The 24,596-nt window shown below is 70.1% G+C and carries 26 protein-coding genes; 8 read left to right on the top strand and 18 right to left on the bottom strand.

Features of this window, described 5'->3' with window-relative positions; all coding sequences use genetic code 11:
• The first annotated feature begins 29 nt into the window (after positions 1-29).
• Positions 30-650, top strand: coding sequence for a hypothetical protein (locus tag JYJ93_RS28860; protein WP_269012368.1), 621 nt, complete (start codon positions 30-32; stop codon positions 648-650).
• On the opposite strand, the gene JYJ93_RS28855 is transcribed toward JYJ93_RS28860, so the two are convergent.
• The gene (locus tag JYJ93_RS28855; protein ID WP_242543965.1) at positions 631-1,281 is read right to left on the bottom strand and encodes a hypothetical protein; all 651 of its coding nucleotides are present in this window, start codon (positions 1,279-1,281) and stop codon (positions 631-633) included. The two genes, JYJ93_RS28860 and JYJ93_RS28855, sit on opposite strands and share 20 nt — an antisense overlap.
• Here JYJ93_RS28855 and JYJ93_RS28850 point away from each other — a divergent pair.
• Positions 1,280-2,023: a hypothetical protein gene (locus tag JYJ93_RS28850; RefSeq protein WP_206797578.1), complete on the top strand. Its 744-nt coding sequence runs from the start codon at positions 1,280-1,282 to the stop codon at positions 2,021-2,023. The two genes, JYJ93_RS28855 and JYJ93_RS28850, sit on opposite strands and share 2 nt — an antisense overlap.
• A gap of 16 nt (positions 2,024-2,039) precedes the next feature.
• Here JYJ93_RS28850 and JYJ93_RS28845 read toward each other — a convergent pair whose 3' ends face one another.
• The 6 genes from JYJ93_RS28845 to JYJ93_RS28820 form a co-directional block, all read right to left on the bottom strand.
• Positions 2,040-2,240 carry a hypothetical protein gene (locus tag JYJ93_RS28845; protein WP_206797576.1) on the bottom strand — a complete coding sequence of 67 codons (201 nt, stop codon included), beginning with the start codon at positions 2,238-2,240 and terminating at the stop codon, positions 2,040-2,042.
• Positions 2,237-3,094, bottom strand: coding sequence for a hypothetical protein (locus tag JYJ93_RS28840; protein WP_206797574.1), 858 nt, complete (start codon positions 3,092-3,094; stop codon positions 2,237-2,239). Before JYJ93_RS28840 ends, JYJ93_RS28845 begins: the two co-directional genes overlap by 4 nt.
• Positions 3,091-4,176, bottom strand: coding sequence for a pilus assembly protein (locus tag JYJ93_RS28835; RefSeq protein ID WP_242543964.1), 1,086 nt, complete (start codon positions 4,174-4,176; stop codon positions 3,091-3,093). Before JYJ93_RS28835 ends, JYJ93_RS28840 begins: the two co-directional genes overlap by 4 nt.
• On the bottom strand, positions 4,176-5,789 hold the full coding sequence (locus JYJ93_RS28830; RefSeq protein ID WP_242543963.1) for a pilus assembly protein: 1,614 nt from the start codon (positions 5,787-5,789) through the stop codon (positions 4,176-4,178). The genes JYJ93_RS28835 and JYJ93_RS28830 overlap by 1 nt, the downstream gene beginning before the upstream one ends.
• A 48-nt stretch (positions 5,790-5,837) precedes the next feature.
• Positions 5,838-6,659 carry a TadE family protein gene (locus JYJ93_RS28825; protein ID WP_206797570.1) on the bottom strand — a complete coding sequence of 274 codons (822 nt, stop codon included), beginning with the start codon at positions 6,657-6,659 and terminating at the stop codon, positions 5,838-5,840.
• A 150-nt stretch (positions 6,660-6,809) separates the two neighbouring features.
• Positions 6,810-7,433, bottom strand: coding sequence for a TetR/AcrR family transcriptional regulator (locus tag JYJ93_RS28820; protein WP_206797568.1), 624 nt, complete (start codon positions 7,431-7,433; stop codon positions 6,810-6,812).
• Positions 7,434-7,541: 108 nt separating this feature from the next.
• Between JYJ93_RS28820 and JYJ93_RS28815 the strand changes: the two genes are divergently transcribed.
• A complete protein-coding gene (locus JYJ93_RS28815) occupies positions 7,542-8,528 on the top strand; it encodes an NAD-dependent epimerase/dehydratase family protein (RefSeq protein WP_206797566.1) in 987 nt (328 codons plus the stop codon).
• Between the two features lie 10 nt (positions 8,529-8,538).
• Here JYJ93_RS28815 and JYJ93_RS28810 read toward each other — a convergent pair whose 3' ends face one another.
• The 4 genes from JYJ93_RS28810 to JYJ93_RS28795 all read right to left on the bottom strand — a co-directional run bounded on the left by JYJ93_RS28810 (position 8,539) and on the right by JYJ93_RS28795 (position 12,207).
• Positions 8,539-10,428, bottom strand: coding sequence for a chloride channel protein (locus JYJ93_RS28810; RefSeq protein WP_206797564.1), 1,890 nt, complete (start codon positions 10,426-10,428; stop codon positions 8,539-8,541).
• Positions 10,415-10,966 (bottom strand): MarR family winged helix-turn-helix transcriptional regulator, encoded by a 552-nt coding sequence (locus JYJ93_RS28805; RefSeq protein ID WP_206797561.1) that lies wholly within the window; start codon positions 10,964-10,966, stop codon positions 10,415-10,417. Before JYJ93_RS28805 ends, JYJ93_RS28810 begins: the two co-directional genes overlap by 14 nt.
• 169 nt (positions 10,967-11,135) lie before the next feature.
• Positions 11,136-11,273 (bottom strand): hypothetical protein, encoded by a 138-nt coding sequence (locus JYJ93_RS28800; RefSeq protein WP_206797559.1) that lies wholly within the window; start codon positions 11,271-11,273, stop codon positions 11,136-11,138.
• Position 11,274: 1 nt separating this feature from the next.
• Entirely contained in the window at positions 11,275-12,207 is a 933-nt protein-coding gene (locus JYJ93_RS28795) for a LysR substrate-binding domain-containing protein (RefSeq protein ID WP_206797550.1), read from the bottom strand.
• Positions 12,208-12,330: 123 nt separating this feature from the next.
• Between JYJ93_RS28795 and JYJ93_RS28790 the strand changes: the two genes are divergently transcribed.
• On the top strand, positions 12,331-13,245 hold the full coding sequence (locus tag JYJ93_RS28790) for an EamA family transporter (protein ID WP_206797548.1): 915 nt from the start codon (positions 12,331-12,333) through the stop codon (positions 13,243-13,245).
• Positions 13,246-13,249: 4 nt separating this feature from the next.
• Here JYJ93_RS28790 and JYJ93_RS28785 read toward each other — a convergent pair whose 3' ends face one another.
• Positions 13,250-14,059, bottom strand: a complete 810-nt coding sequence (locus JYJ93_RS28785; protein ID WP_206797546.1) for a class I SAM-dependent methyltransferase — start codon at positions 14,057-14,059, stop codon at positions 13,250-13,252.
• Between the two features lie 68 nt (positions 14,060-14,127).
• On the opposite strand from JYJ93_RS28785, the gene JYJ93_RS28780 reads away from it, so the two are divergent.
• Positions 14,128-15,510 carry a hypothetical protein gene (locus tag JYJ93_RS28780; protein ID WP_206797544.1) on the top strand — a complete coding sequence of 461 codons (1,383 nt, stop codon included), beginning with the start codon at positions 14,128-14,130 and terminating at the stop codon, positions 15,508-15,510.
• 8 nt (positions 15,511-15,518) lie between these two features.
• Here JYJ93_RS28780 and JYJ93_RS28775 read toward each other — a convergent pair whose 3' ends face one another.
• Positions 15,519-16,043 (bottom strand): ureidoglycolate lyase, encoded by a 525-nt coding sequence (locus JYJ93_RS28775; protein WP_206797542.1) that lies wholly within the window; start codon positions 16,041-16,043, stop codon positions 15,519-15,521.
• Between the two features lie 221 nt (positions 16,044-16,264).
• Between JYJ93_RS28775 and JYJ93_RS28770 the strand changes: the two genes are divergently transcribed.
• Positions 16,265-17,461, top strand: a complete 1,197-nt coding sequence (locus JYJ93_RS28770) for an MxcI protein (protein ID WP_242543962.1) — start codon at positions 16,265-16,267, stop codon at positions 17,459-17,461.
• An 18-nt stretch (positions 17,462-17,479) separates the two neighbouring features.
• Positions 17,480-18,109 carry an MXAN_6652 family MXYO-CTERM-anchored protein gene (locus tag JYJ93_RS28765; RefSeq protein WP_206797539.1) on the top strand — a complete coding sequence of 210 codons (630 nt, stop codon included), beginning with the start codon at positions 17,480-17,482 and terminating at the stop codon, positions 18,107-18,109.
• Between the two features lie 68 nt (positions 18,110-18,177).
• Here JYJ93_RS28765 and JYJ93_RS28760 read toward each other — a convergent pair whose 3' ends face one another.
• A complete protein-coding gene (locus JYJ93_RS28760) occupies positions 18,178-20,460 on the bottom strand; it encodes a hypothetical protein (protein ID WP_206797538.1) in 2,283 nt (760 codons plus the stop codon).
• Positions 20,461-20,651: 191 nt separating this feature from the next.
• Between JYJ93_RS28760 and JYJ93_RS28755 the strand changes: the two genes are divergently transcribed.
• A complete protein-coding gene (locus JYJ93_RS28755; protein ID WP_206797537.1) occupies positions 20,652-21,515 on the top strand; it encodes a caspase family protein in 864 nt (287 codons plus the stop codon).
• A gap of 15 nt (positions 21,516-21,530) precedes the next feature.
• On the opposite strand, the gene JYJ93_RS28750 is transcribed toward JYJ93_RS28755, so the two are convergent.
• The 4 genes from JYJ93_RS28750 to JYJ93_RS28735 form a co-directional block, all read right to left on the bottom strand.
• Positions 21,531-22,871 (bottom strand): S41 family peptidase, encoded by a 1,341-nt coding sequence (locus JYJ93_RS28750; RefSeq protein ID WP_206797536.1) that lies wholly within the window; start codon positions 22,869-22,871, stop codon positions 21,531-21,533.
• Complete coding sequence (locus JYJ93_RS28745; protein WP_206797535.1) at positions 22,855-23,376, bottom strand: MarR family transcriptional regulator; 522 nt, start codon at positions 23,374-23,376, stop codon at positions 22,855-22,857. Before JYJ93_RS28745 ends, JYJ93_RS28750 begins: the two co-directional genes overlap by 17 nt.
• A gap of 101 nt (positions 23,377-23,477) precedes the next feature.
• Positions 23,478-23,852: a VOC family protein gene (locus JYJ93_RS28740; RefSeq protein ID WP_206797534.1), complete on the bottom strand. Its 375-nt coding sequence runs from the start codon at positions 23,850-23,852 to the stop codon at positions 23,478-23,480.
• Positions 23,853-23,897: 45 nt separating this feature from the next.
• A complete protein-coding gene (locus JYJ93_RS28735; protein WP_206797530.1) occupies positions 23,898-24,596 on the bottom strand; it encodes a YafY family protein in 699 nt (232 codons plus the stop codon).

Raw genomic sequence — 24,596 nt, 5'->3', positions numbered from 1 at the left:
GGCGGGGCGCGATGGTGTAGGAAGGTCTCGTGACGTCTCGAAGCCTTCCCACGCGCCCCATCGCCACGGCCGCCTTCCAGGGCGTGACGCTGCTCTTCTTCGCGGGCTGCGCCGCGTGGCTCGTGCGCGAGTCGCGGGAGCTGGGAGGCCGTCCCGGGATGATGGCGCTGGGCGTGGCGGTGGCCTCGGCGGGCCTGGCGCTCGTGGCGCTGGGGGCGCTCGTGGGGCTCTTGCGCGGCGGGAGGCTCCTGGCGCTGCGCTCGCGCGCGGAGATGGGCTCCTATGCGCTGGTGCTCGCGACCATGGCCGTGCTGGCGCTGGTGGGCCTGCGGCTCTTCTCCTCGGAGGGGCGGCCCGCGCTGGCCACGTTCTGCCTGGGCGTCGCCGGGTGGCTCGCGGGCGTGGGCCTGCATGGCGTGCCCGCGCTGTTCCTGGGGCCCACGGGCTTCATTGATTCGCTGGGGCGGCGCACGCCGTTCTCCCGGCTGGAGTGGTTCACGCTCCAGCGGGAGAAGGGAGACCTGCCCCGCGTGCGCCTCCAGGCGGGGCACGGGACGCGGCTGCTGCTGTCCTCGCGGCTCGCGAGCTCGGACGAGGACGCGGTGCGGACCGCGCTCGTCGGCGCGGGCCTTATTTCCCGGCGGAAGTAGCGTCGTTCCACGGGTCTCCGCCCACGCCGAAGGCCTCCAGCCGGAAGGACTGCGTGCCGGAGACGCTCACCAGGCCCAGCACCGGGACGCTGGGGGACCACTGGGCGATGGTGCCTCCGGCGTACGAGTACTCGGACACCGCCAGCTTCTTGCCGGCGATGGTCTCCGTCGTCTCGCGCAGCGGGTGGGGCCGCCGGTCGGCGCCGGGTTTGTTGAACGGCGCGGGCGTGTCGTTCGGCGGACGGCCGGGCACGCGCAAGCGCATGAGCAGCACGCTCTTCGCGCTGAAGCGCTCGCCCTCCACCAGGAAGTCGAAGCCCACGCGTCCGGCGGCGGGCACGTCGAGCTCGAGGAGGACCCACCGGCCGCGCTTGCCTTCATGCCGTCCCGCCCCGCCCAGCTTGATGACGAACTGCGGAGGCCCGTCCGGCGACGTGTTCACGTAGCGCGCCCAGCCGCCTTCACGCACGACCAGCGGCAGGCCGAACAACGCATCCGGCGCGCTGTCCTGCGCCCGCGCGGGCAGGGCCCCCAGGCCCACGAGCAGCAACGCGAACAGCGTCAGGAGCCGTCCCATGTGTCCCCCGGACTTGTCCGGCGTGGAGCCCCGGACCGATAGTGCTGTTCCCATGCGCCGCCTCCTGTGTCCCGTGTGCACCGCCGTGCTGCTCTCCGCCACGCCGGCCACCTCCGCCGCGCCCGACGCGGGCCTCGCCCCCGCCCCGCCCACCGCGGCGGCGGCTCCTTCCGACGCGGGAACGCCCACCCCCGCGGATCCGCCCATCGCCCCCGAGCGCCTCTCGGAGGCGCGCGCCCTGGTGCCACCCCTGCTGCTCTACGGCCAGCTCCAGCCCGTCGTGGGCACGTGGGTGGAATACACCGTCCGTTCGAAGCAGGTCACCTTCCCCGTGCGCGCCGCCATCGTGGGCGAGACGCCGCGCGAACGCGACACGCTCTACCAGGTGGAGCTGGACTACCAGACATCCCCCCGCGCCCTCATCATCGCCTGGGTGGCTCGCGCCGGGACGGGCCGCGCCATGGTGGAGCGGCTGGCCATCACCGTGCCGCCCAACACCCCCGTCGCCATTCCGGTGGACCTCGTCGCGGACCACGCCGGGCTCCGGGGAGCGCTCGTCCGCCAGCGCGACACCGACGTGCGCGAAGGCCCCTTCGCCGGCAAGGGCCACGAGCAGACCTTCCGCCTGGAGTCCGGTCAGCGGATGACCGTGGTGACGGCGGCCCGGGTGCCGGTGTTCGGCGTGGAGTCCCTGCGCGACGCGGACGTCACCTGGACGGCGCGGAAGAGCGGCACCGGGGCGAAGCCCACGCTGGACTCGGTGCCGCTGATGCTGCCCCGGATGCCCGTGCCCTGACCCCTGCGCACCCGCCTCAGCCGAACGGGTAGCCCAGCACGCAGTAGAAGCCGCGGATGTAGATGGTGAGCGCCGCGAACATCTCTGGCGCGAACGTGGTGATGGCGCCCACGCCGAACATGAACGCCATCAGCATCACCGTGAACTCCGCCATGGCCTGCCCCCGCGAGCGGGGACGCCGCATCCACCGGTAGCCACGCGACAACCAGCCATTCATCGATTCGACTCCTGGGGAAGGGGAGCACGCTCGAGCACGAACGTGATGAGGGATTCGGGGGGGCCGTCCTTGTCGAGCGGCGCCAGCGTCAGCGACAGCCGCTCACCCGCGCGCTCGAAGTCGAGCACCTCCACGCCGCGCGAGAACCGCCGGCCCGAGGGCGCGTAGCCACGGGAGGGCAGCTGCGCCCGGTAGAACTCCGCGAGCATCTGGGGCGTGCCATGCGCCACCTGCGTGAGCGTGGTGCTGCCCGCGCTCAGGCCTTCGTTGCCTTCGTCCACGCGCAGCACCGTCACCGCGCCTGGAGGCTGCGGCAGCGACGCGGGCGCCGTGCCCTGCAGGTGGATGCCCTCGCGCGCCTCCACCAGCGAGGGGAACACGAGCGTGCGCGTCGTGGCGCCGCCCACGCGGATGGTGGTGACGGCCACCAGCGCGCCCAGCCGCTCGTCGTAGTAGTTCACGGAGCCGCCGCCCGCGCCGTCGTCCTGCGTGACGATGTGGCGGCCCCGCAGCCGGAACTCCCGCGCGTAGAACTCCAGCACCTCGCCCGGCGGGTGGTCCGTCTCGAAGTAGAGCATCTCCATGGGGCTGCCGTTGGTCACCAGCCGGCCCATGGGCACCATCACCGCGCCGGGGAAGGGCGGGATGACCCGCGTCACCCGGCCCACGCCCGCATCCGGAAACGGCGGCGCCGGGGGCAGGGCGATCTCCGGCGAGGCGGGCGGCCTCGCAGGGGCCTCCGTCGCCGGGGCCGGAGGGTCCTTCAAGAGCGCGGCGGTGGCCACGAGCGCGAGCAACCCGCCCAGTCCCAGCCAGCGCGTGAGCGCGCCCGTGCGGTCCGTCAGCCCGCTCATGGGGTGCAGGCGTCGCTGTTGTAGCGGAAGTACGCCGCCGCCGCCGTCGTGGACTGCGTGTAGACGGACTCCGGCTGGTTGGAGATGATCGCGCCCTGGAAGAAGTTCCCCCGGCACCGGTAGGAGCGCATGGGCCAGTTGTCGCCCCGGCCTCCGGAGTTGGAGAGGCCGCGCTTCGTGCGGATGTCGTTGGGCTCGCAGTTGCCGTAGCAGTAGCTGGTGTCGTTGCGCCAGTAGGCGGCCTGGAGCACGTCACCGGGCACCGTGCGCGTCGGCCGGACCGCGTTGAAACGGCCCGCGTCTGGCACCGCGCGGATGAGCACGGACTGGCGGATGTATTCGTCGGAGAAGGGGAAGTCGAGCCCCAGCACGGACAGCACCGCCGAGATGGAGTTCATGGCCCCGCCGCTGACGCCCGCGTAGACAATCTTGCTGGAGCGGTCATGCGTGAGCTGCTCCACGCGCGGATACGTCTGCGACGGAGCGTCCCCTGGCCCCCACGCCTTCCACGTGTCGTGGAAGAGGTAGAAGTGCTCCTGGAAGTTCAGGTCCAGCTGGTTGCCGTCGAAGCCGGTCGTGTAGAGGGCCACTTCCCGGGGGATGATGTGGTTGACCATCCGGACCCGCACGTCCGCCTGGACCGCTCCCACGCTGGGGTCGAACCCCATGTCCTGGACCAGCTGCTCCGGCGAGCCGCCCAGCGCGCCAATGGCCGCGCCCGCGATGCCGCCCACGCCGGCCTGCCCGCCCATCTTGGACATCTCCACGCCTTCGAGCGGCGCGTCCGCGTTCTGGGCCTGCACCTGGATCGTGAGGCCGTTGCGGTAGGCCGTGCCCAGGGTTCCCGTCTTGGTGGAGCCATCCAGGTCCTGGTAGCGCTGGCGCGCCTCCGCCGCGATGGTGGAGACGTCCTGGCGCATGGTGCGCTCGAAGGCCACGAAGCGCGCCAGCTCCGCCATCTTGATGCGCGCGCGCTGCACCTCCCAGAAGTAGTTCGCCCAGAGGACGAGCACGACGAGCAGCGGCGCCAGCAGCGCCAGCTCCACCGTCGCCGCTCCCCGCGATGCGCGGCTCCGGCGCATCAGTAGTTGATGCCTTGAATGAGCCATTCGCTGTCCTCCCATGCGGGCACCAGCCACTTGAGGTGATCCGCGTCCCAGTGCGTCTGCACGGGCGCCAGGCGCGCGGTCCAGAGCGGGTTGAAGAAGTTGGGCTCCTCCTTCCACGCGTTGGGGCGGTGATAGATGGCGCGGCCCACCGCCATGGCCATCATGCCGCCCGTGCGCTGGCGGAAGTCCGCCGCGTAGCCGTCCTGCTTGCCGCCCACGTACTCCCAGGTCATGTCCAGGTACGACTCGCGGATGCCCTCGTCGTTGTTCTCCGCGGTGTTGTACTTGCCGTCGCCGCTGCCCTCCATGAACGCGTTGTTCTTCAGGTTCTCCAGCTCGTAGACGGGCTTCTTGCCGGACTTCTCCGCGCCCATGTCCTTGCCCAGGACGATGAGGTTGCACGGGTAGCCGAAGTGGTTCTGCCGGGGGCTGACGAAGCTGGTGTCGGACGTGATGAACGGCGTGATGCCCAGCCACGGGTGGTGGTCATCCGTCTTGTTGCTGCCGTATTCCTGGTGGAAGCCGCCCCGGTTGTCCGCCGCCGCCCGGAAGCGCAGCCGGAAGACGTCGCTCCAGCCGAACAGGAAGCAGGTGGGGCGCACCTCGATGCGGATGTCGTCCGATGCGAAGAGCTGATCCTTGCGGTTGTTCTCGAAGTTCTCGTCGAAGCTCTTGATCTGGCTGTCCGCCGTCTTGCGGATGCGCAGCTGGCCAATGACGACGCACAGGTTGAACTCCCACCTGCGGCCAATGAGGATGGGCCCCTGGCCCTCGGCCGTCCACGGCCGGCGCACGCCGTTGGCCAGGTTGCCCATCAGCAGGCGGTACTTGGCCATGTTCGGATCCGACAGCTTGTTGCCCGTCACCAGCTTGCCCCGCGTGAGCATGCCGGTGGGGTCCACGCCCATGGTGGGGCTGCTGCTGAAGGGGCCGTCGTCCAGCACGTGCAGGAAGTTCTTGGCGTTGGAGTAGTTGATGTCGCTCGGGTTGCCGAACAGCGAGGACACGGACGCGTTGTTGAAGGACTGCCCGGAGTCCATGTCCTCGGTGACCTCCGCCCGAGGGTCGGTCTTCGCGATGACGTCCCCGTGCCCCTTCGTGGTGTAGAGGTCGAAGAGGGTGCCCGTGAGCATGGCCTCCTGGGCCAGCCAGAGCGCGATGTTGAGCGCTGTGATGACGGGGATGAGCAGTCGTGAGACGGTCTCCACCGTCACCTTCCAGGCATCTATCGCCGTCTTCACGGCCGTGAAGATGGCGCCAATGCCGGGGATGTATTGCAGGTACTTGGCCGCGACGCCGATGGTGCGGTCCAGGTACACCGCGTGGCTCACGTAGGACATCAGCGTGAGCATCGCGGAGTAGTGCACGATCATCGCGCGGTTGGTGTACGCGAGGAAGTTGTAGGCCCGCGCCTCCTTCACCGCCAGCGAGTACGCCTGCGCGTCCGCGGCGTCCTGCAGCTTGATCTTCTCGTAGACGCCCTGGCCAATGCCCACCGACGTCATGATGGTGACGGCCAGCACCAGCATGACCACCACCCCAAGCACCATGGCCTGCCCGCGCTCGTCGCGCCGCAGTCTTCGCAAGATCCGAAACATCCGAGGGGGTCCTTCTGGCTGTCGCCGGGGGAGGCGCTAGCCGTCCACGGCGCACGAGGTGGGGCCATGCGCGCCGTTGAGGAAGTTGGACTGCATGCGCATCGAATAGGTGGACACGACGGGGATGGCGAAGACGTTGCTTTCAGCGAGCGTGCGGATCTTCTTGTGGTCCTTGCTCTTCCCCGTGCCCTGGTCCTCCAGGTGGTCCGTGAGGCTGCCGCCGTTCACCTTCTGGGTGGTGAAGTTGACGCCCCGCATGGCCAGGCCGTTGAGCGCCTCGCGGCCCATGTAGAAGGCGTGCAGCTGCCAGTTCGCGAACGGGATGCGCATCTCGTAGAAGTACGTGATGCGCACCGTGAGGAGGTTGGCCTCGATGACCTGCGCGTTGCGGATGTCGTCGAAGTCCACCTCCAGGCCCGACAGGTGCGAGCCATAGGAGGAGAAGAGGGTGGGCAGCTGGCTGCGGCGGGGGTTGAGCACCTCCACCCGCACGCGCTCCAGGTTCACCTCCTGGTAGCGCTGGTTCTGGTCCTCGAGCTTCTCGTCCGTGTACGCGTCATGGACCAGCGCCACGTTGATGAGCGTGTCCACGCGGCCCTTGCCGCCGGACTTCGGTGGCCCCAGGGTGGGCAGCAGCGCCACGTAGGCCGCCTTCTTCATGATCTCGCAGTCGCCGCTGTTGACGATGCCCGCGCGCGCCGCCCGGTACGCGGCGTATTCCGTCATCAGCCGCGCATGGTGGAGCGTCCCCAACTGGAGGATGCCCAGGATGAGGAACACCATCACCGGGATGACCAGCGCCGACTCCACGAGCGCCTGACCCGACTCACCGGGATGGGTTGAAGGGGACCTTTTCATGGGACGTCCAATATTCACACAGCGTGTCACGGGGATGCCAGTTGGCGGCCGCCCGGTGGCCCGCCAGCCCCTCCCATGAAACAGGCCGCATCCAACCCGGAATGCAAAAAGAAGGTATCGGGCACGTGGACGCGCCCTGATCCAAAGAGCCTACCGGGTGCGTTTTCCGGGTTTCGAGCCCTGCACCAGCGTGGCGACGAGCGTTTGCGCCAGCACCTCCGCCGGTGATCCCTGGAATCCGGTGCAGGTGAGCTTGAGGCTGATGATGCCGTGCAGCCCCGCCCAGAAGACCTCCGCCAACTGCTCCGCGGGTGTGGCCTCCGGGGCCCGGCCGGCCGCCTTGAGGTCCTCGCAAGCCCTCACCAGCAATGCGAAGGACCGGGGGCCTTCTCCGTGCTGCTTGTCCTGGAAGAGCTCCGCGGACAGCTTGGGGTCCTCCATGAAGATGAGGCGGTAGGTCTCCGGGTGCTCCAGGCCGAAGCTCAAGTAGGCCTGGGCCAGGCGTGACAGCCGCTCCACCGGCTCCTTCACGGCGGCCGCCGGCTCCAGCAGCGCGAGCAGCTCCTGGAACCCGCGCACGCACAGCTCGCGCGCGATGGCGTCGCGGTTCTCGAAGTGCAGGTAGAGCGTCGCGGGCGCGTACTCCACCGCGTCCGCCAGCTTGCGCATGGAGAGGGCCCCGAACCCCTCCTTCATCACCATGTCCCGAGCCACCCGGAGGATGTGCTCCCGCAGCTCCGCCCGCTGTCGCTCCTTGCGCTCCGTGATGCCCATGTCACGAGGGTAGGGCTTGACGGAATGAACATCCAGCAATAGATGAACGGTGTTCACAGAACGCTGTTCATAAAAAGCTCGGGCGTTCAATTCCTTCAGGAGAGCGACATGGAAACGATGGCGTTGTTCGGGGCCTCGGGCGTCATCGGTCAGTCCGTGGCGCGGGCGCTCCAGGCACAGGGGCGGGGTTATCGGGTGGTGGGGCGCTCGGAGGGCAGCCTGCGCAGGGAGTTTGGCGCGGACCCCCGGGCGGAGGTGGTGACGTGGAATCCGGAGGACCCGGCCTCCATCCGTGCCGCGGCGCGGGGCGTGCGGACCCTCATCTACATGGTGGGGGTGAACTACTGGCAGTTCCACCTGCACCCGGAGCTGATGCGCCGCACGTTGGACGCGGCCATCGCGGAGGGCGTGGAGCGGGTGGTGCTCATCGGCACGGTGTATCCGTACGGCCTGCCGCGCGCCGCGACGGTGACGGAATCCCATCCGCGCGAGCCGAACTCCTACAAGGGCCGCATGCGCAAGGCCCAGGAGGACCTGCTGCTGGAGGCGGACGCCGCGGGCAGGATCAAGGGCACCATCCTCCGGCTGCCGGACTTCTACGGGTCGGGCGTGGAGCGCAGCTTCCTGTACCGGGCCTTCGTCGCGGCGAACCAGGGGAAGCGCGCGCCGCTCATCGGGCCGCTGGACGCGCCGCATGAGTTCGTCTTCGTGGACGACGTGGGCCCCATCGTCACCGCGCTGATGGACGAGCCGCGCGCGTACGGCCGCTTCTGGAACCTGGCGGGCGCGGGCGTCACCACCCAGCGCGAGATGGTGAAGGAGATGTACGCGCAGGCAGGCCACGCGCCGAAGACGATGACGATGGGGAAGGGGATGGTGCGGCTCGCGGGCCTCTTCGATCCCTTCATGCGCGAGCTGGTGGAGATGTACTACCTGCTCACGAACCCCGTGCTGCTGGACGACTCCGCGCTGCGCGGGCTTCTGGGCACGGTGCACAAGACACCGTACGCGGAAGGCATCCGCCAGACGCTCGCGGCGCTGCGCCGCGAGCAGGAGGCGAAGGCCGCTCCGGCCCGGGCCGCCGCGACGACCTGAGCCGGGACCCTCACGCGGTCCGGGGCGCCGGGGGACGCGCGGGGCCCAGGCCGCGCTCCCGCGTGCGGGCGTTCGCCAGCCGCTGCCGGTGGCCCGCGAGGAGATCGCTGCGGGTGAGGATGCCCACGACGTGCTGGGGCCGCGCGCGGGTGACGACGGGCAGACGGCCCACGCCCTCGTCCATCATCAGGTCCGCCGCCTCGCGCAGCGAGCTGTCCTCGAAGACGACCGCGGGCGGGCGCTTCACCACGTCGCGCAGCCGCCGGCCTTCGCTCGCGTGGCCATCCAGCAGGTCCCTGCGCGTGACGACGCCCATGAGCTCGCCCTCCCGGGACACGACGGGGAAGCCCTGGTGGTGGGCGCCCGAGGCGTCGGACGCAAGCCACGCGCGCACCTCCTCCAGGAGCATGTCCGCCCGCAGCGTCACCACGACCTTGAGGCCATGGTCGCGCACGAGCGCCGTCCCCAGCGCGTCCGCGCCCAGCTCCGTGGGGATGCGGGCGCCGCGGCGGGCCAGCTTCTCCGTCATGATGGAGTGCCGCATGAGCAGCGCGGACACCAGGTAGGACGCCGCGCAGCCGGCGAGCAGCGGCAAGAGGCCCATCGGCTGCCGCGTGGTCTCGAAGGCGAACACCACCGACGCGAGCAGCGCGCGGGACGCCCCCGCGAAGAGTGCGGCCATGCCCACCAGCGCCGCGACGCGCACGTCCACGCCCAGGTGGGGGAACAGCTGCGTGGCCAGCAGCCCCAGGCCGGAGCCCAGGCCGCCGCCCAGCGTGAAGAGGGGCGCCAGCGTGCCGCCGGACGTCCCGCTCCCCAGCGCGACGGACCAGGAGATGAACTTGAGCGCGCAGAAGAGGATCATCGCCGTCCCCACGAAGCGGCCGGACAGGATGTCCTCGATGTTGGTGTAGCCCACGCCCAACGTGCGCGGGGAGAAGTAGCCCACCACGCCCACGACGATGGCGCCCAGCGCGGGCCACCACATCCAGTGCAGGGGCAGCTTCTCGAACAGGTCCTCCAGCCAGTACACCGCGCGCGTGCACGCCACGGAGGCGGCGCCGATGATGAGCCCCAGCACGCCGTAGAACGCGAGCGCGCTGCCCGACGGCGTCGTCAGGTCCGGGATGGCGAACGCGGGCGCGCCGCCCATGAAGGCGATTCTCACGCCGGTGGCGGTGGCGGTGGCCAGGGCCACGGGGATGACGGAGCGGGGCTTGAGCTCGAAGAGCAGCAGCTCCACGGCCAGGAGCACGGCGGACACCGGCGCGCCGAACGTGGCGGCCATGCCCGCGGCGGCGCCCGCGGCGAGCAGCGCCTTGCGCTCATCCGCCGTGACGTGGAGCCCCTGTCCCAAGAGAGACCCCAGCGCGCCGCCCGTGGCGATGATGGGCCCCTCCGCGCCGAACGGGCCGCCCGTGCCGATGGCGATCGCCGCCGACAGCGGCTTGAGCAGCGTCATGCGGGGCGGGATGCGGCTCTGGTTGAACAGCACCTGCTCCATGGCCTCCGGGATGCCGTGGCCCCGGATGGCCCGCGAGCCGTAGCGCGCCATCAACCCCACGATGAGGGCGCCCGCCACGGGCACCAGCACCACCCAGCCGCCCAGCGTGTTGTTTTCGGGCGACACCGGCTGCACGGACAGCCGTCCGAAGAAGGCCAGGTTCGTGACGAAGTGGATGAGGGCGCCCAGCCCCTGGGCCACCAGCCCCGCGACGAGCGCGAGCGCCACCGCCATGCCGCTGATGAGCACGGTGCGCGAGTCCACCGACGCGGAGACAGGAGGGGTGCGCAGGCTGGCGAGCGCGGGGCCCATCGACGGGGCCACGGGGAGGCCGGACCGCGCCTCGGAGCCCTCGCCCAGGCCCTCTTCGATGCGTTCCACATCAGGTTTCTTCATCGCTGTGCTCCTGTGTCTTGCGGCGCCGCGAAGGGCGCGAGCTTTCGTCTTCGAAGAAGAGCGGGGCCACATCCCCGTCGAGCCCCAGGGCGCGCACCCAGGCGTCCAGCCCCTGGACCAGTCCCGCGCGCACGTCGGGTTTCAACCCGCGCAGCCCGGAGATGAGCCGCGCCTGGGCCATGGGCGGCGCCTTGCGCACCAGCGCGCGGCCCTTGGGCTCCAGCGCCACCTCCACGCGGCGGCCGTCCTCGTCGGAGCGGCGGCGGCTCACCAGCCCCTGCTCGATCAGCTTCGTGACGACGACGGACACGCTGCTCTGGTGCGTGAGCGTGCGCTCCGCGAGCGCGTTGATGGAGCACGGCCCGCTCTCCGCCAGCTCCTGGAGGATGAAGAGCTGGGCGCCGCTGATGCCCACCAGCCGTTCGGAGGCGCGAGCGGAGACCCGCAGCAGGCGCACCAGCCGGCGCACACCGTCCATGGCCGCGCGCACCTCGATGGAGACGTCCTGGGGCGGCGGCTGATTTGTATGGGAGCCCATATAACTGCCCGCAACCTACGGAGCAGGGGAGGCGGACACAAGCGAAAGTGCAGGGGATGCCTGGCTGCCTGGAGGCGAGCGGAGGACTCACCGCCGGAGCGCACGGCCGGTCCGTGTGACGGAGGGACCGGCCGCGAGGCCCGGGCCTCGCGACGAAGCGGACCGAGGCTCAGGTGCCGGCGGTGAGGGACTGCTCGTTGGCGGGGTGCTCCTCGCTGCACACCTGCGAGGTGTCCTCCATCTGACGGGCCTGGGCTTCGGTCACGGAGGCCGTGGGCTCGGAGACCGCCGCGCCGGATCGCTGCATGTCATTGGGACCGTGCAACACCTTGCGTCGCGGGCGGTGGCGGTACGGACGCGCTGTCGCGTTGCGCCAGCAGCCAGTCCACGAAGAGGCGCGCGGCGGGGCGCAGCCTCCGGTGCGTGGGGTACACCACGAAGTAGCTGGCGCGGGTGGGCACGATGGGGCCGGGCAGCCGGAGGAGGCGGCCGTCCGCGAAGTAGGGCGTGGCGATCTTCTCGCGCGCCAGCGCCGCGCCCAGGCCCTGCACCGCGGCCATCAGCGCGCCGGTGGTGTCGCTGAAGCTGTAGCGCTCCTCGAACCGGGCCCCGCGCACGCCCGCCGAGCGGAACCAGTCCTGCCAGCCCTGGCGGCTCAGGTCCGCGATGAGCGGGAGCTTCGCCACGTCCGCCGCGTCGCGCACGTGCTCGATGCCCGCGAGCCGCCCGGAGGCCACGGGGAACAGGGCGTCGTCCATGAGCGGCTGCGCGCTCAGGCCCGGCCAGGGCCCCTGCCCGTAGCGGATGCCCAGGTCCGGCCCTCCTTCGTCGAAGCGGGTGAGCGCCATCTCCGTGTCCACGTGGATCCGGATGCGTGGATGCCGCGTGGCGAACTCCGGCAGGCGCGGCAACAGCCACGCGTACGTCAGCGAGTGCACCGTGGTGACGCGCACCACGGCGTCCTCGTCCCGCGAATGCTTGAGGCCCCCGAGCACGTGGTCCATGTCCGACAGCGCGTTGCTGGCGGCGTCCGCGAGCTGCCTGCCCTCCGTCGTCAGCGCCACGCCCCGGGCATGCCGTTGGAAGAGGGTGACGCCCAGGCGGTCCTCCAGCTTGCGGACGTGGTGGCTGACGGCGCTGGCGGTCAGGTGCAGCTCCTCCGCCGCGCGAGCGAAGTTCTGGTGCCGGGCGGCGGACTCGAAGGCCGCCAGGGCGGGGAGCAGGTCGGTGTGAAGGGGCATGGGGACGAGCCTCAAATCTGGCTCATGTCTGCCACGGAAAGGATGCGCTTGTGAAGAAAGGGCGCAGGCGTGAAGAGAGGGCCAGACAGAAATCAGATTCCTTCCTCGCACGAGGGGGCCGCCATGAGCGCTTCCGGTCTCACCCATCCCCAGGCCGTGACTCCTACCTTCAACCGGGCGTGGCTCACGCCTCTGGAATTGGGCGGGCTCGCCGCCATCTGGGGCGCGTCCTTCCTGTTCCTGCGCATCGCGGCGCCGGCCTTCGGCCCCGTTCCGCTGGTGGCGCTGCGCCTGGTGCTGGGCGCGGCGGTGCTGATGCCCTTCCTGTGGCGCGCGCGCTCGACCCTCCGTCCTGAGCTGTGGCCCCGGCTGGCGCTGGTGGGCGTCATCAACGCGGCGGTGCCCTTCTCGCTGTTCGCCTGGGCCGCGCGGCAGGCCCCCGCGGGCGTGGGGGCCATCACCAACAGCATGGCGGTGCTCTTCACCGCCCTGGTGGCGTTCCTCTTCTACGGCGAGCGCATCGGGCCCCGTCGCGCGATGGCGCTGTTCGCGGGCTTCGCCGGCGTGGTCGTGCTGGCCAGCGGCAAGGCGGCGGGCGCGAGCGTCGCCGGGGCCGTGGCGGCGGGGACCACGGGCGCGTTCCTCTACGGCATCGGTTCGAACCTGGTGCGCCGCCACTTCACCGGGCTGCCGGCCGCCGCGGTCGCCGCCGCCACGCTCGCCTGCGGCGCGGTGCTGATGCTGCCCTTCGCGGTATTCATGTGGCCCACGGAGCCCATCGGCCTGCGGCCCTGGCTGGCGGCGTCGGCCCTGGGCGTCCTCTGCACCGGGCTCGGGTACGCGGTGTTCTACCGCCTCATCCAGCGCATCGGCGCGCCGCGCGCCTCCGTCGTCACCTACCTGGTGCCGCTGTTCGCGCTGACCTGGGCCTGGCTGCTCCTGGGCGAGCCGCTGACGCCCACCATGCTGGTGGCGGGCACCCTCATCCTGGGGAGCGTGGCGCTGGGGCAGTCCTCCCCGGCGCCCAAGGCGAAGTGAGGCGTCAGCTCCGCTCGAACTTCCAGATGCGGTAGCCGTCGCGGACCGGCCGCATGAACCGCCGGACGATGAACGCCGGGACGCGCTTCCCGGCCAGCTCCAGGGCACGCAGGGGGACGGAGGTGGAGGACGCGGCCTGGTAGCCCGCCTCCAGGAAGAGCGACTCCGGCGTGTCCGTCATGTCCTGGAAGGACGCGCCCATGCTGGCGAGCACCGCGTGCAGGTCGCGGCTGTACTCGCGCTGGAAGCTTTCGCGCATCAGGTCGCAGTACACGGCGTGGTGGGGGAACACCTGCTGGAGCACCGTGAGCATGTCCCGGCGCTGCGCGGTGGACAGGTACATGAGCACGCCCTCGATGATGACGTGCGTGCGCCGCGAGTCTTTGAATGGCTCCAGCTTCCGGGCGAGTGACTCCGTCGCGAAGTCGATGGGCAGCCGCTCGAGCGGATTCTTCGCCTCCGTCACCGGCAGCTTCGCGTCCTTGAGCGTGAGGATGGCGGGCTCGTCCACCTCCAGCCACCGGCCTCCACGCAGACGGTAGGCCCGCGTGTCGAAGCCCGCGCCCAGCACCACCACCCGTGCGTCGGGCGCGCGGTCCAGCTCCTCCTGCACCAGCGCGTCGATGATCTGATGCCGCGCGGCGTTGCTCGCGTTGGGCCGGTCGAAGTACTGGAACCGGGACCAGATCTGCCGCGCCTCGTCATCCATGAAGCGGGCGGCGAAGGTGTCATTGCACAGCGGCCGAGGTTTGCGCGCGTCCTCCGCCCGGCAGCCCAGGGTGTAGTACGCGGTCTTCGAGATGGCATTGGCCATGGTTGGCGCTCCTTGCAACCTGCTCGCAGCTTGCATGAGATACGCGCTTTCTCGAAAGGTTGGTCCAGATGCGATTCGTGATGGCGTTGGGTCTGGTCGCGTTGGGTGCGGGCTGTGCGCATGGTCCGAAGCCGGCGGACGACCCGGCCGCGCGGGCCCGGCAGCTCTCCGCGGAAGCGGACCAGGCCTACAAGGCACTGGAGTTCGAGCGGTGCGCCGAGCGGTTCCAGGCCGCCGGTGAGGCGGACGCGGAGGGGCCGGACCGCGCGGAGTCCCTCTACCGGGCGGCGGGGTGTGCGTCGCTCGCGGGGCACGTGGACGCGGCCGTGGACGTGCTGAAGCGCGCGGTCCAGGGCGGCTACTTCGACGCGGATCACCTCGAATACAACCCGGAGCTGGCGGCGCTGCACGCGCTGCCCGCCTGGAGCGGCATCGTGGCGGAGGCGCGCGCAAACCTGTCGAAGGCCCCCGAACCGCCGTTCCCGGTGCCGACGCTCCAGGGGGTGGATGCCTTTGGCTCGCGGCGGGTGGACCGGGAGACGGTCCGCCAGGTGCTGGGGCTGGAGGTGGGCAAGCCCATCGTCTACAGCGGTGCGATCTTCCGGCAGAAGGATCAGCTGCTGCGCGAGCAGTACAACCTCGTCTTCGCCCGGACGGCCATGACCCTGTTCTTCGCCGAAGAGCTCAAGGGCAGCGCCTTCTTGGTGGTGGACATGGTGGACGCGGAGGATGCCGCGGTCCGGGCCCGGTTCCTCGCCCCACCCAAGGGCCATCCTGTGGATCCGGAGGGATTGATTGCCCGGTGGCTTGCTTATGACGAGCGCCTGGAGCAGCTCCAGATGCAGGGCAAGCTCGCGGAGGACTCCTCCTGCAAGATCGCGCATTGCATTGGCGGGTTTGGCCATCCGGACCTGGCGGCCTTCGAACCCGAGTTCATCGCGAAGGTGCCAGGGCACGTGGCCGCGCTGACCACGGTCCTGCGCGAGGACGCGGACGCGGAGAAGCGGGCCGCCGCCGCCTTCCTGCTGGCCTATGCATCCACGGCCCAGGAGATCGTCGAATCCCTGCGGCCCTTCATCCGCGATCCGGCTGATGGGGCGCGCAACAGCGTGCTGCGCGTGCTGACGGCCATGCAGCAGGCCGCGAAGCAGCCCTTGCTTCCCGTGGCCGAGGTGGCGGACGCGGTGCTCCTGCCCACGTCGATGGACCGCAACAAGGCGACCTACCTCCTCACCTACCTGCTGGACGACCTGTCGCCGGAGGAGCTGAAGGCGCAGCGGGCCGGGCTCATCCAGAAGCTGGGACAGGCGCTGGTGGAGATGTCCGCGCTCCAACTGCCCATCAACAGGGATCCCGCGGTCCTGGTGCTGAAGCAGCTCTCCGGTGAGAAGTACGAAACGGCGGAGGAGTGGCGCGCGTGGCTCGCGCGTCAGCCGAAGACCGAAGGGTAGGGGACCGCTCAGCCCACGACGACGGAGACAGGCGTGGAGAACTGCCGCACGACGCAGTCCTCCGCGCCCCCGTCCTCCCACGCCAGCATCGCGAACTCGGCCGGTTCATCGAGCGCGATGATGGGGTGGTGCCACACGCCCTGGTGGTAGTTCACGCCCTGGCCAGGGCCGCAGACGAACGCCACGAGCCCATCCAGGTCGGGCCCTCCCGAAGGCGCGGCCGGCGCGACGCAGACGAGGAAGCGCGAGCAGCGCATGGGCAGGAACGCCTGGCTGGATTGCGGATGGTGTTCGAGCAGCTTCACCGTGAAGGGAAGCGGCTGCGGCACGGAGCGGAACACCGCGAGGTTCGGCTTCGCACCCGGCCGGCCATTCTCCAGCCGCGCGGACCAGTCAAAGCGCACCGCGGTGCCCTGGTTCGCCGAAGCGCCGCTCTTGAGCCCGGCGGACACGACGTCGCCAAAGGGAGCGAAGCCCTCCGGAGTCAGGGGCAGGGCGACGATGGAGCGGAGCGGGGCGGAGGCGTCCTTCATGAGGGGACTATAGGGGCGAGTGCCCGGGTCCCGCCCCACCCGAGGTAGTCAGGGTTCGAGGAGAACGCTCCTCTTTCTTGACATCACGCGTCCAGACCTCTACAGAAACTGAAATTGAGAATGCCTATCGTTTTCATGTTCGGGTCCCCGTCCCGGCTGAGAAGGGCAGGCGCTCATCCCCCCATTCGAAGAGGCCACTGCCGATGAAGCATCTGTTTGCCTTGCGTTCCCTGCGACTCTCCACCGCGGCGATTGCCCTGTCCCTGTTCGCGGGCTGCGGCGACGAGGAGGAAGCGGGAACGGACGGTCCGCTGTACGCCATCACCACCCAGATGCTCGCGGAGGACCCCTCCGACAGCTACGTCCTGGTGACGCCGGACGCGGAGAAGGCCGCGTCCCTGTCGCTGGATGGCGCCATCAAGATCAAGGGCCGCGCGCTGGGCGTGGGCATCCCCAAGACGGGCTCCGTCTACGTGGTGAGCGACGAGAGCGCCACGGTGACCCGCTACACGCTGAACAGCGCCGGGAAGCTGGAGGCCTCGGGCACCGTCAGCTTCAGCTCCCAGGGCGTGACGTCGCTGGGCGAGTACCAGGCGAACTTCCAGTTCGTCTCGGAGACGAAGGCGTACTTCTTCGACGGTAACGCCGCGAAGGTCGTCATCTGGAACCCCCAGGAGATGAGCGTGACGGGCAGCCTCGGGCTGGAGGCCCTGGTCATCCCGGACACGATCATGGCGTTCTCCGGCGCGGTCGTGCGGACCGGTGGGCGGATCCTCATGCCCGTGGGCTGGCGGCCGGTGGAGGGCAACAGCGTCACGAAGAAGGCGGGCGTGGTCGCCATCGACACGGCGACGGACGCCGTCTCGCTCGCGACGGACGACCGCTGCGGCTACACGCACGACGCCGCGCTCGGCACCGACGGCAAGGTCTACATCGCGACGGAGGCGTACGGCGCGGCGTCGCGCCGGGTGGTGGGCGAGGAGTCGCCGGAGCCCTGCCTGCTCCGGTTCGACCCTGCGACGGGCGCCTTCGACAAGACCTTCTATCGCTCACTGGCGGAGCTGGTGGGCGGTGGGACCGCGGGCGCGCTCATCCCCAGCCACACGCCGGGGACGGCGTACGTGCGCGTGCTGGATGAGAGCCTCACGCCGGTGTCGGAGGGTTCGCATCCGCGCACGCTCGCGAGCGGCACGGGCTGGCAGTGGTGGGAGCTGAACCTGTCCACGCTGACCGCCACGCGGAAGGCCGACTTCCCGTCCACCTCCGGCAGCGTCTTCCTCTTCGAGTCCGAGAACCAGACGCTCTACACCGAGTTCGGCGCCGGCGCCTCGTCCACCACCTTCCGGGTGCTGGGCGACAACGGCAAGCCCACGGTGACGACGCAGGGGCTGTCCTTCTCCTTCCTCCAGCTGCGCTAGCCGTAAGGACCCAGGACCATGAACGGCAATCCGATGCGTCACGCGGGCGTGTTTGTCATTGCGCTGTTGGGGGCGACGTCCGCCTTCGCCACCAGCACGGGCATCACCGGCAACTCCGGCAAGGACACGGCGACCTGCAACACGTGCCACAAGGGTGGTGCGGCTCCCACCGTGGAGTTCGAAGGCCCCTCGACGCTGGAGAAGGGCGCCACCGGCCAGTACACCCTCATCATCCGGGGCGGGGCCGCGAAGACGGGCGGCGCGGGCATCGCCGTGGACGACGCGGGGGCGAGCCTCGTGGCCGGCACCGGGCTGAAGAAGCTGGGCACGGAGCTGTCCCACGCCGCGCCCCAGGCCTTCACGGGCACGGAGCTGCGCTTCAACTTCTCGCTCGTCGCGCCCGCCACGGACGTCACGCTGAACCTCTTCGGCGCGGGCAACTCGACGAACGCGGACCAGAAGAGCGACGGCGACCGCGCGGCGTCCACGAAGCTGAGCATCAAGGTGGGCAATGGCTCGCCCGTGGCGGAGCAGCCGGGCGGCGACGAGGATGAAGGCGGGGGCTGCGCCGCCGCGAGCAGCGCTCCGTTCTGGGCGCTCGCGCTGGCGGGGCTGCCGCTGGCGGCAATCCGCCGCCGCCGGAGCTGAAGCACCTCCGGCTGTCTTGAATCAGGAGGCCCCTTTCCCGCATGCGTGGGGAAGGGGCCTTTCTCTTGTCAGTCCGTGAACGAACCGGGCTCCTTGCTGAAGCCCGCCTTCGCATGGTGCGCCAGCCGCTCCGAGCGCGACGCGTGCTCCAGCGCGGCGATGATGGCCTTCTCCGCGTCCGGCCCCCATTCCTTCACCTTGGCGGGGTCCACGCCCTTGTCCTTCACGTACTTCTCCAGCGCCGCGGCGGCGACCTTTCCGCCCGACCCGGCGTTGACCGCCAGGTCGGTCATGATGGCGGTGGCGTACTCGCTGGTGACGACGTCCTTGAGCTTGAGCTTCGCGGTCTTGGCCTGCCCCTCCGCGTCCCTGCCCGTCACGGAGACCGTCCTGTCGCGGGTGCCGGAGATCTTCCCCTCGTTGGCGAACTTGATTTGAGCCTGCTGCATGGCCGGGTCGGCGCCAGCAGCCATGAAGACGGCGGCCAGCTTCACGTCGGTGCGGATGGCCTCGGCCGCGGCGACGCCCTTGAGCACCGTGCCGTCCGGCCGGGTGAGCACCACGCCCTCCTTGCCGATGTCGATGCCGAATTTGCCGAAGCTCTTCTCGTACTGGGCCGGGTCGGTCTTCTTCAGGTCCCGCATGAACTCGGCGAGCGTCCCGTTGCCATTCTTGCCGAGCGTCCACTGGGTGAAGCCCCACGACACGCGCCCGATGTCCCAGGTGTTCACCTTGCTGAAGGTGCCCTCCAGTCCGGAGATGGACTCGAGGATCTTCCGCCGGTCCTCGCTGATGCCGCTCTTCTCCAACTGGGACGTGACCTGCGCGGCCGAGTCCCCGGCCACGGCGCCGCCATCCACCGCGCTCCACGAGTTCGTGTACGCCGTCTCACGGCCATCCCGCATGCGCACGGTGGTCCCGTTCACGGTGACGTCCGAACGGGTCTGCTTGACGCCGACCATCGGCGCATACGCGTCGACCCGCGCGAGCAGGCCGTCCTTCACCGTCTTCTGGTGGGCCTGCGCGTCGGCGAGCTTCGCCTTCGCCGCGTCGAGCGCGGTCTTCTGGGCCTGGTGGAACTTCTCCGCCTCGGCGGGGTCCTTGGGAACCTTCGCCTTCTTCTGCTTCGCCTCCAGCGCGTCGAGCGCGCGTTGGGAGACCTTCACCGCCGCGGTGGCGCTGCGGAGGGCGGGGTTGTCGCCAATGTACTTCTTCAGCCACTCCTTGACCTTCTCCCCCTCGGCCTTGACGGTCTCCTCCGCGGCCTGGAGCTTCTTCTGCGCGGCCTGCTTCGCGGGCTCCGTGGTGGCCGCGTTGACGGCGGCCTCCGCCTTGTTGCGCGCCTCCACCGCCTTCTTCAACGGGGCGTAGGCCTTCGCCTTGGGCGGCTTCAGGGTCGCGACGTTGCGGGGGATGAGGTCGTTGAGCTCGACGGCGTTGCCGCGCTGGATGGTGCCTTCGTCCTTGGAGGTCACCTGGATGGCGTCGAGGTTCTTCTGGATGTCGCTGACGGACGCGGCGGCGACCTTCGTGGTCGCGGCGGCTTTCGTGGAGGCCTGCACCGGCGCGGAAGCCGTGGCTGGCGGCTGACGTTGGAGCGCGGTGAGCGCGCGCTTCAGGTCCGCGCCCTCCAGCTCCAGGTGGAGCGCGTCCTCCAACGGGGTGCCGGTGAGCTTCTCGTACTTCTCCGCCACCTGCTTGAGCTGGGATGCATCCAGGCCCTCCAGGGCCTCGAAGACGGCGGCCTCGTCGGTGCCCCAGATGTCATCCATTGCCGTCTTGAGCTTCGCCGCGGCGGCGTCCACCGCGCTGGTGGGGGCGGAGCGCTTCGTGGCTCCCGCCGACACGGACAGCGGGTTGAAGGAGAAGCCCTGATGGGAGGGGGGCCGGCCGCGAATCTGATCCGCCAGCCGCTTGAGCGTCGCGCCGGAAGCGCCGCCCGCCACGGCCTTGAGAATGAAGGTGCGCTCCGCGTCCGCGTCGGTGCGGGGCGAGGCCTTGGCGCTGACGCCCGCCTTCGACAGCAGGGCCGACAGGTCCTTCTGTTGCGCGGGGCTGAGTCCGCCCAGCGCTGTGGCGATCGCGCCCGCGTCGGTGGGGGACAGGCCGCTCGAAAGGGCCTTCATCAGGGCCTGCCGCGTGGGGCCCTCCGGGAGCGCGGAGAGCTGCTGCTCCGTCTTCCGCTGCGCCGGAGACTTCGCGCCCGCGGAGACGGCGGCGGCCATGGACGAAGTGGCGTTGGGGCGGCGCGAGGGCGCCACGGTCGCGGCGGAGGGCGCCTGCGTGACAGGCGTGTCCACACTCGCGACGCGCGTCGCCTTGGGGCCAGGGGAGCCGGAGATCTTGACCATGCGGCCGCCAGCCTAACGCACTGTCCGTGCGACAGACATCCGGTGGCCGAGCGGTCGTGTCGCACGGGTGCGGAGGGAGCGAGCCCCGGGCTCCTGGTCGGCGAAGGGCCGGAAGGACACGGCGCGCGCCGCTTCCTCCCTGCCATCGCAGCCACCCGTCTCCACCGTGAGTGAGGGAGGAGAAGACAGTCATGGCGCAGGGATATTCCATCAACATCGGTTTGAACGCGGTGGATCCGAAGCACTACGCGGGCTGGGATGGCCAGCTGCAAGCATGCGAAGCGGACGCCGAGGACATGGTCAGCATCGCGAAGGCGCAGGGCTTCAGCCGCGTCCGTCCCTTCCTCACGAAGGATGCCACGCGCGAGAAGGTGCTCGCGGAGCTGGGCGAGGCGGCGTCGGTGCTCCAGGCGGGGGACCTCTTGCTGTTCACCTATTCGGGCCACGGCGGCCAACTCCCCGACATGAATGGGGACGAGGACGACGGCCTGGATGAGACGTGGTGTCTGTATGACGGGGAGCTCGTCGACGACGAAATCTACCAGGCGATGGGGAAGCTCAAGGCGGGCGTGCGCGTCTTCATGCTCTCCGACAGCTGCCACAGCGGCACGGTGAGCAGCGTGGCCTACGCGGCCCTGCGCTCCAGCGGCAGCCTGCAACTGCTGGCGGATTCGCTGCGGACCACGGAGCCCGCGGAGCAGCGCTTCAAGGAGATGCCCCTGGGCATCGAGCGGCGCACGTACCGCGAGAACAAGCAGATGTACGACGCCATCCTGAAGGGGCTGCCCAAGGATGACCCGAGGCTGACGCTCAAGGCCACGGTGCTGCTCATCTCCGGTTGCCAGGACAACCAGCTCTCCAGCGACGGCGAATACAACGGCCTCTTCACGGCCAAGCTGTTGCGCGTCTGGAACGAGGGGAAGTTCAAGGCCAGCTACCCGACCTTCCACCGCCGCATCCTGAAGACCATGCCGCCCATCCAGTCTCCGGCGTACTCCGTCATCGGAGTCCCCAGCCGCGAGTTCGAACGGCAGATTCCATTCCACGTGAGCTGAAGGCCACGGGGTGGTTCAGCCGCGCGCGAACACGGCCGGCTCCGGGGTGTCACTCCACAGCAGCTCCAGCGCCTTGCCGGTCAGCCGCGCGCGCAGGACCTCATACCCTTCCACGGAGAACAGCCCCTCCGCTGTCAGGGGCGTGAGCCGGACGGGAGGCCGGCTTCCACGGCGGAGCCACAGTGTGCCGTCCCGCCAGGACACTTCATTCGGCCCGAAGCGCCCGGCCAGGGCCTTGAGGGTCCGTGGCGGGACGGAGACCGGATGCAGCCCGGCTTCGACCGTCGTCTGGGCCCAGGTGTATTCGGAGCGAAGCGCCGGAGCGAGGCCGGGAGCCGCCAGCAGCTTCTTCAAGGCGCGGGACTGCGCGACCTCCAGGGCCTGCTCGGGCGGCGTCTCCACGTCCGGAGCAATGCCCACGCCCTCCCAGTTCGTCTGGCTGACCGCGTGGACCGGGCGTCCATGCGAGACGCTGAGCACGAAGCAGGGGGCGACGGGCACGAGCGTGTTGTTGTTGGCGGCCCCCGCGGTCCTGGCGCCGATCAGCTCCCCCAGCTTGAGCTGCTGGACGTGATAGGCGAACTCTTCCGCTGCTGAACCCACGCGCGGGTTGATCAGCACGTACAGGGGCTTGCCCATCAACCTCCCGGCGGGAAGGTGCTCCAGCGTCCGGGACTGCTCGGGAGGCTTGGAGCCCGCGAGAAAGGTCAGCAGCGGCACGTCTCCATCGAGAAAGTGGCTGACCAGGTAGCGCACCGCCGCGTGGGCGCCCCCTCCGTTGTCCCGCAGGTCGATGATGATCGCGTCCCCGTCCTTGAGGAACCGCAGGGCGTCGTCATAGGCCGTGCCGGTCTCGTCCTGGACCCAGTGGAACCCGGCGACCTTCAGATAGCGCACGTTGCCTGGCAGCACGCGCAGCACCGTGAGGCCGTGGTGTTCGCGCAGGGCCCGCTGACGCCAGTACGCGTCGGTGTCCGTCTCCCGCGCCCTGGGCGCCTTCGATGCGGCGTACCGCGCGGCATCGTTCACCAGGTACAGGTGCCGGTCCTTGCTGGCATCCGACAGGTCGGCGGTGACGCGCTCGGCGAACTCCGCTGGCGAGTCCACGTTGTAGCGTCCCGCCTTCCGCTCCCGCTCCAGTCGCTCGACCAGCGCCGCGCGCTTCTCCGGGAAGACGTAGGTCCGCTGGAGTTCCGCCTGGATGGAGGCCAGCGCCGCATCGCGCTCCGCGGCGGTGAGCCGCGCTGGGGCCGTGACGGCGCCACTTACGGGAGGCTGCGTGAAGGCGGGCAGGGGGCTTGTCACGAGCCACAGGGTGGTCACTGCGACGAACAGACGGTCAGCGCTTGGAATCATGGGTCGCTCCAGGTGCGTCTGGCGCTTCGAGGTGCAGCAGGTCACCCACGCGCGCGCGCAGGCCGCGGTGGTCGAGCGCGCGCTCCAATCCATTCAGCTCGGCGAGCAACTGGGGCGCGCCTTCCTCGAGGAGCGCGGTGGCCGCGGTCTGGATGGCGGCCCACAGCGGCGCGAGCTTCGCGGCGGTCTTGCGGCCGTGCGCGGTGAGCTTCAAGCGCTGGCGCCGGCCATCCACGGGGTCGGCCTCGCCGGTGATGAGCCGCTCGCGCTCCAGGGCCGTGCGCACCTGGCTCACGGCCGCATGCGTGACGCCCAGCCGCTCCGCCAGCTCTCCCACCGTCAGCGGACCGTGGTCACGGAGGGACGTGAAGACCGCGTACCAGCGCGGTTCGAAGCGCACGCCAGCGGCCTGGTAGATGGCGTGGACGTCGCGGTCCATCCGCTCCACCACCCGCCGCAGCCGCGAGCCGAACGCCCCCGTTCCCTGCTTCGCGACATCATCCATGAACTCCGTTATTGCTTACGGATATTGTCGCCGTCAAGCCAGGGGACCGGGCCGCTGTCCCACCTTGGTGCCCTGGCTTTCGACGCGTGAGACGTCCACCGTCAGCGCGGGTTCGCGGCGAGGACGAACGGGCGGAGGCGGTGGCCATCCGGGTCCTCGACGACGAAGGTGAAGCCGAAGTCCATGTCGGTGGGCTCCTGGAGCACCTTGAGGCCCAGCTTCGTCCAGGCCGCGTAGGTCTGGAGCACGGCCTCCCGGCTCTCTTCGGTGAACGCCAACTCGAGCCCGCCTGGAGTCCTGGGCGTGGGCGTCATCTCGCTCGCGAGCCAGAGGCCGACCTTGAGCCCCGTGGGCAGGACGTAGAGGACGAATGTCTCGGAGTTCTCGACCGGCTCACGGCCGAGCAGCTGGGTGTAGAGCTTCGCGCTCTCGCGCGGGGAACGGACGGGCAGCAGCAGGTAGTTGAGCGTTCGCATCAGGAGCTCCCTTCGTGGATGGAGCAACCCTGCGCCCGGGGACTGTCAGTTCCTGGCAGGAGTCAGCGGGGGCTGCCTCGCGCGCCACTCCTTGACCAGGTCGGCGCGGCGGCGCGGATAGCGCAGCCCGGTCGCCTCCACGGCGAGGATGCGGTCGACCCGGAAGGCGCGGTAGTCCTGCCGCAGCTCGCACCAGGCGGCGACGACCATCACCCGTTCGAAGAACCCGAGGAGCAGCGGCCAGAGGGTGCGCTGCGTGTGGGCACCGCCGGTGTCGCGGTAGGCGATGGACAGCGTGTGCTCCTTCCGGATGGCCGCCCGGATGACGGACACATCGACCCGGACAGGCTCGGCGGGGGTGAGGGTGGGAACCGTCAGCGCCGCCGCGTCGACGCTCTCACGCAGCTCCGCCGGCAGCACGGCCCGGATCTTCGCCACCGCGTTGTCAGCGGCCGCCGCGAGGCGCGAATCGCCTCGCACCGCCACCCAGCGCGAACCGAGCACCAGGGCTTCGAGCTCATCCACCGAGAAGTTCAGCGGCGGCAGCGTGAAGCCGGGCCGCAGGACATAGCCCACGCCGGCTTCGCCCCGGATGTCCGCCCCCTGTTCCTGCAGGGTCGCGATGTCGCGGTAGAGCGTGCGGATGGAGATGCCGAGCTCCCGCGCCAGCGCCGTACCGGACACCGGGGCGCGGTGCCTGCGCAGCGCTTGCATGAGCTCAAGGAGCCGGGCCGTGCGAGCCAT

Origin of the sequence: Corallococcus sp. NCSPR001, assembly GCF_017309135.1 — a bacterium.
Classification (GTDB): Bacteria; Myxococcota; Myxococcia; order Myxococcales; family Myxococcaceae; genus Corallococcus.
This window is presented reverse-complemented; position numbering and strand designations above follow the sequence as displayed.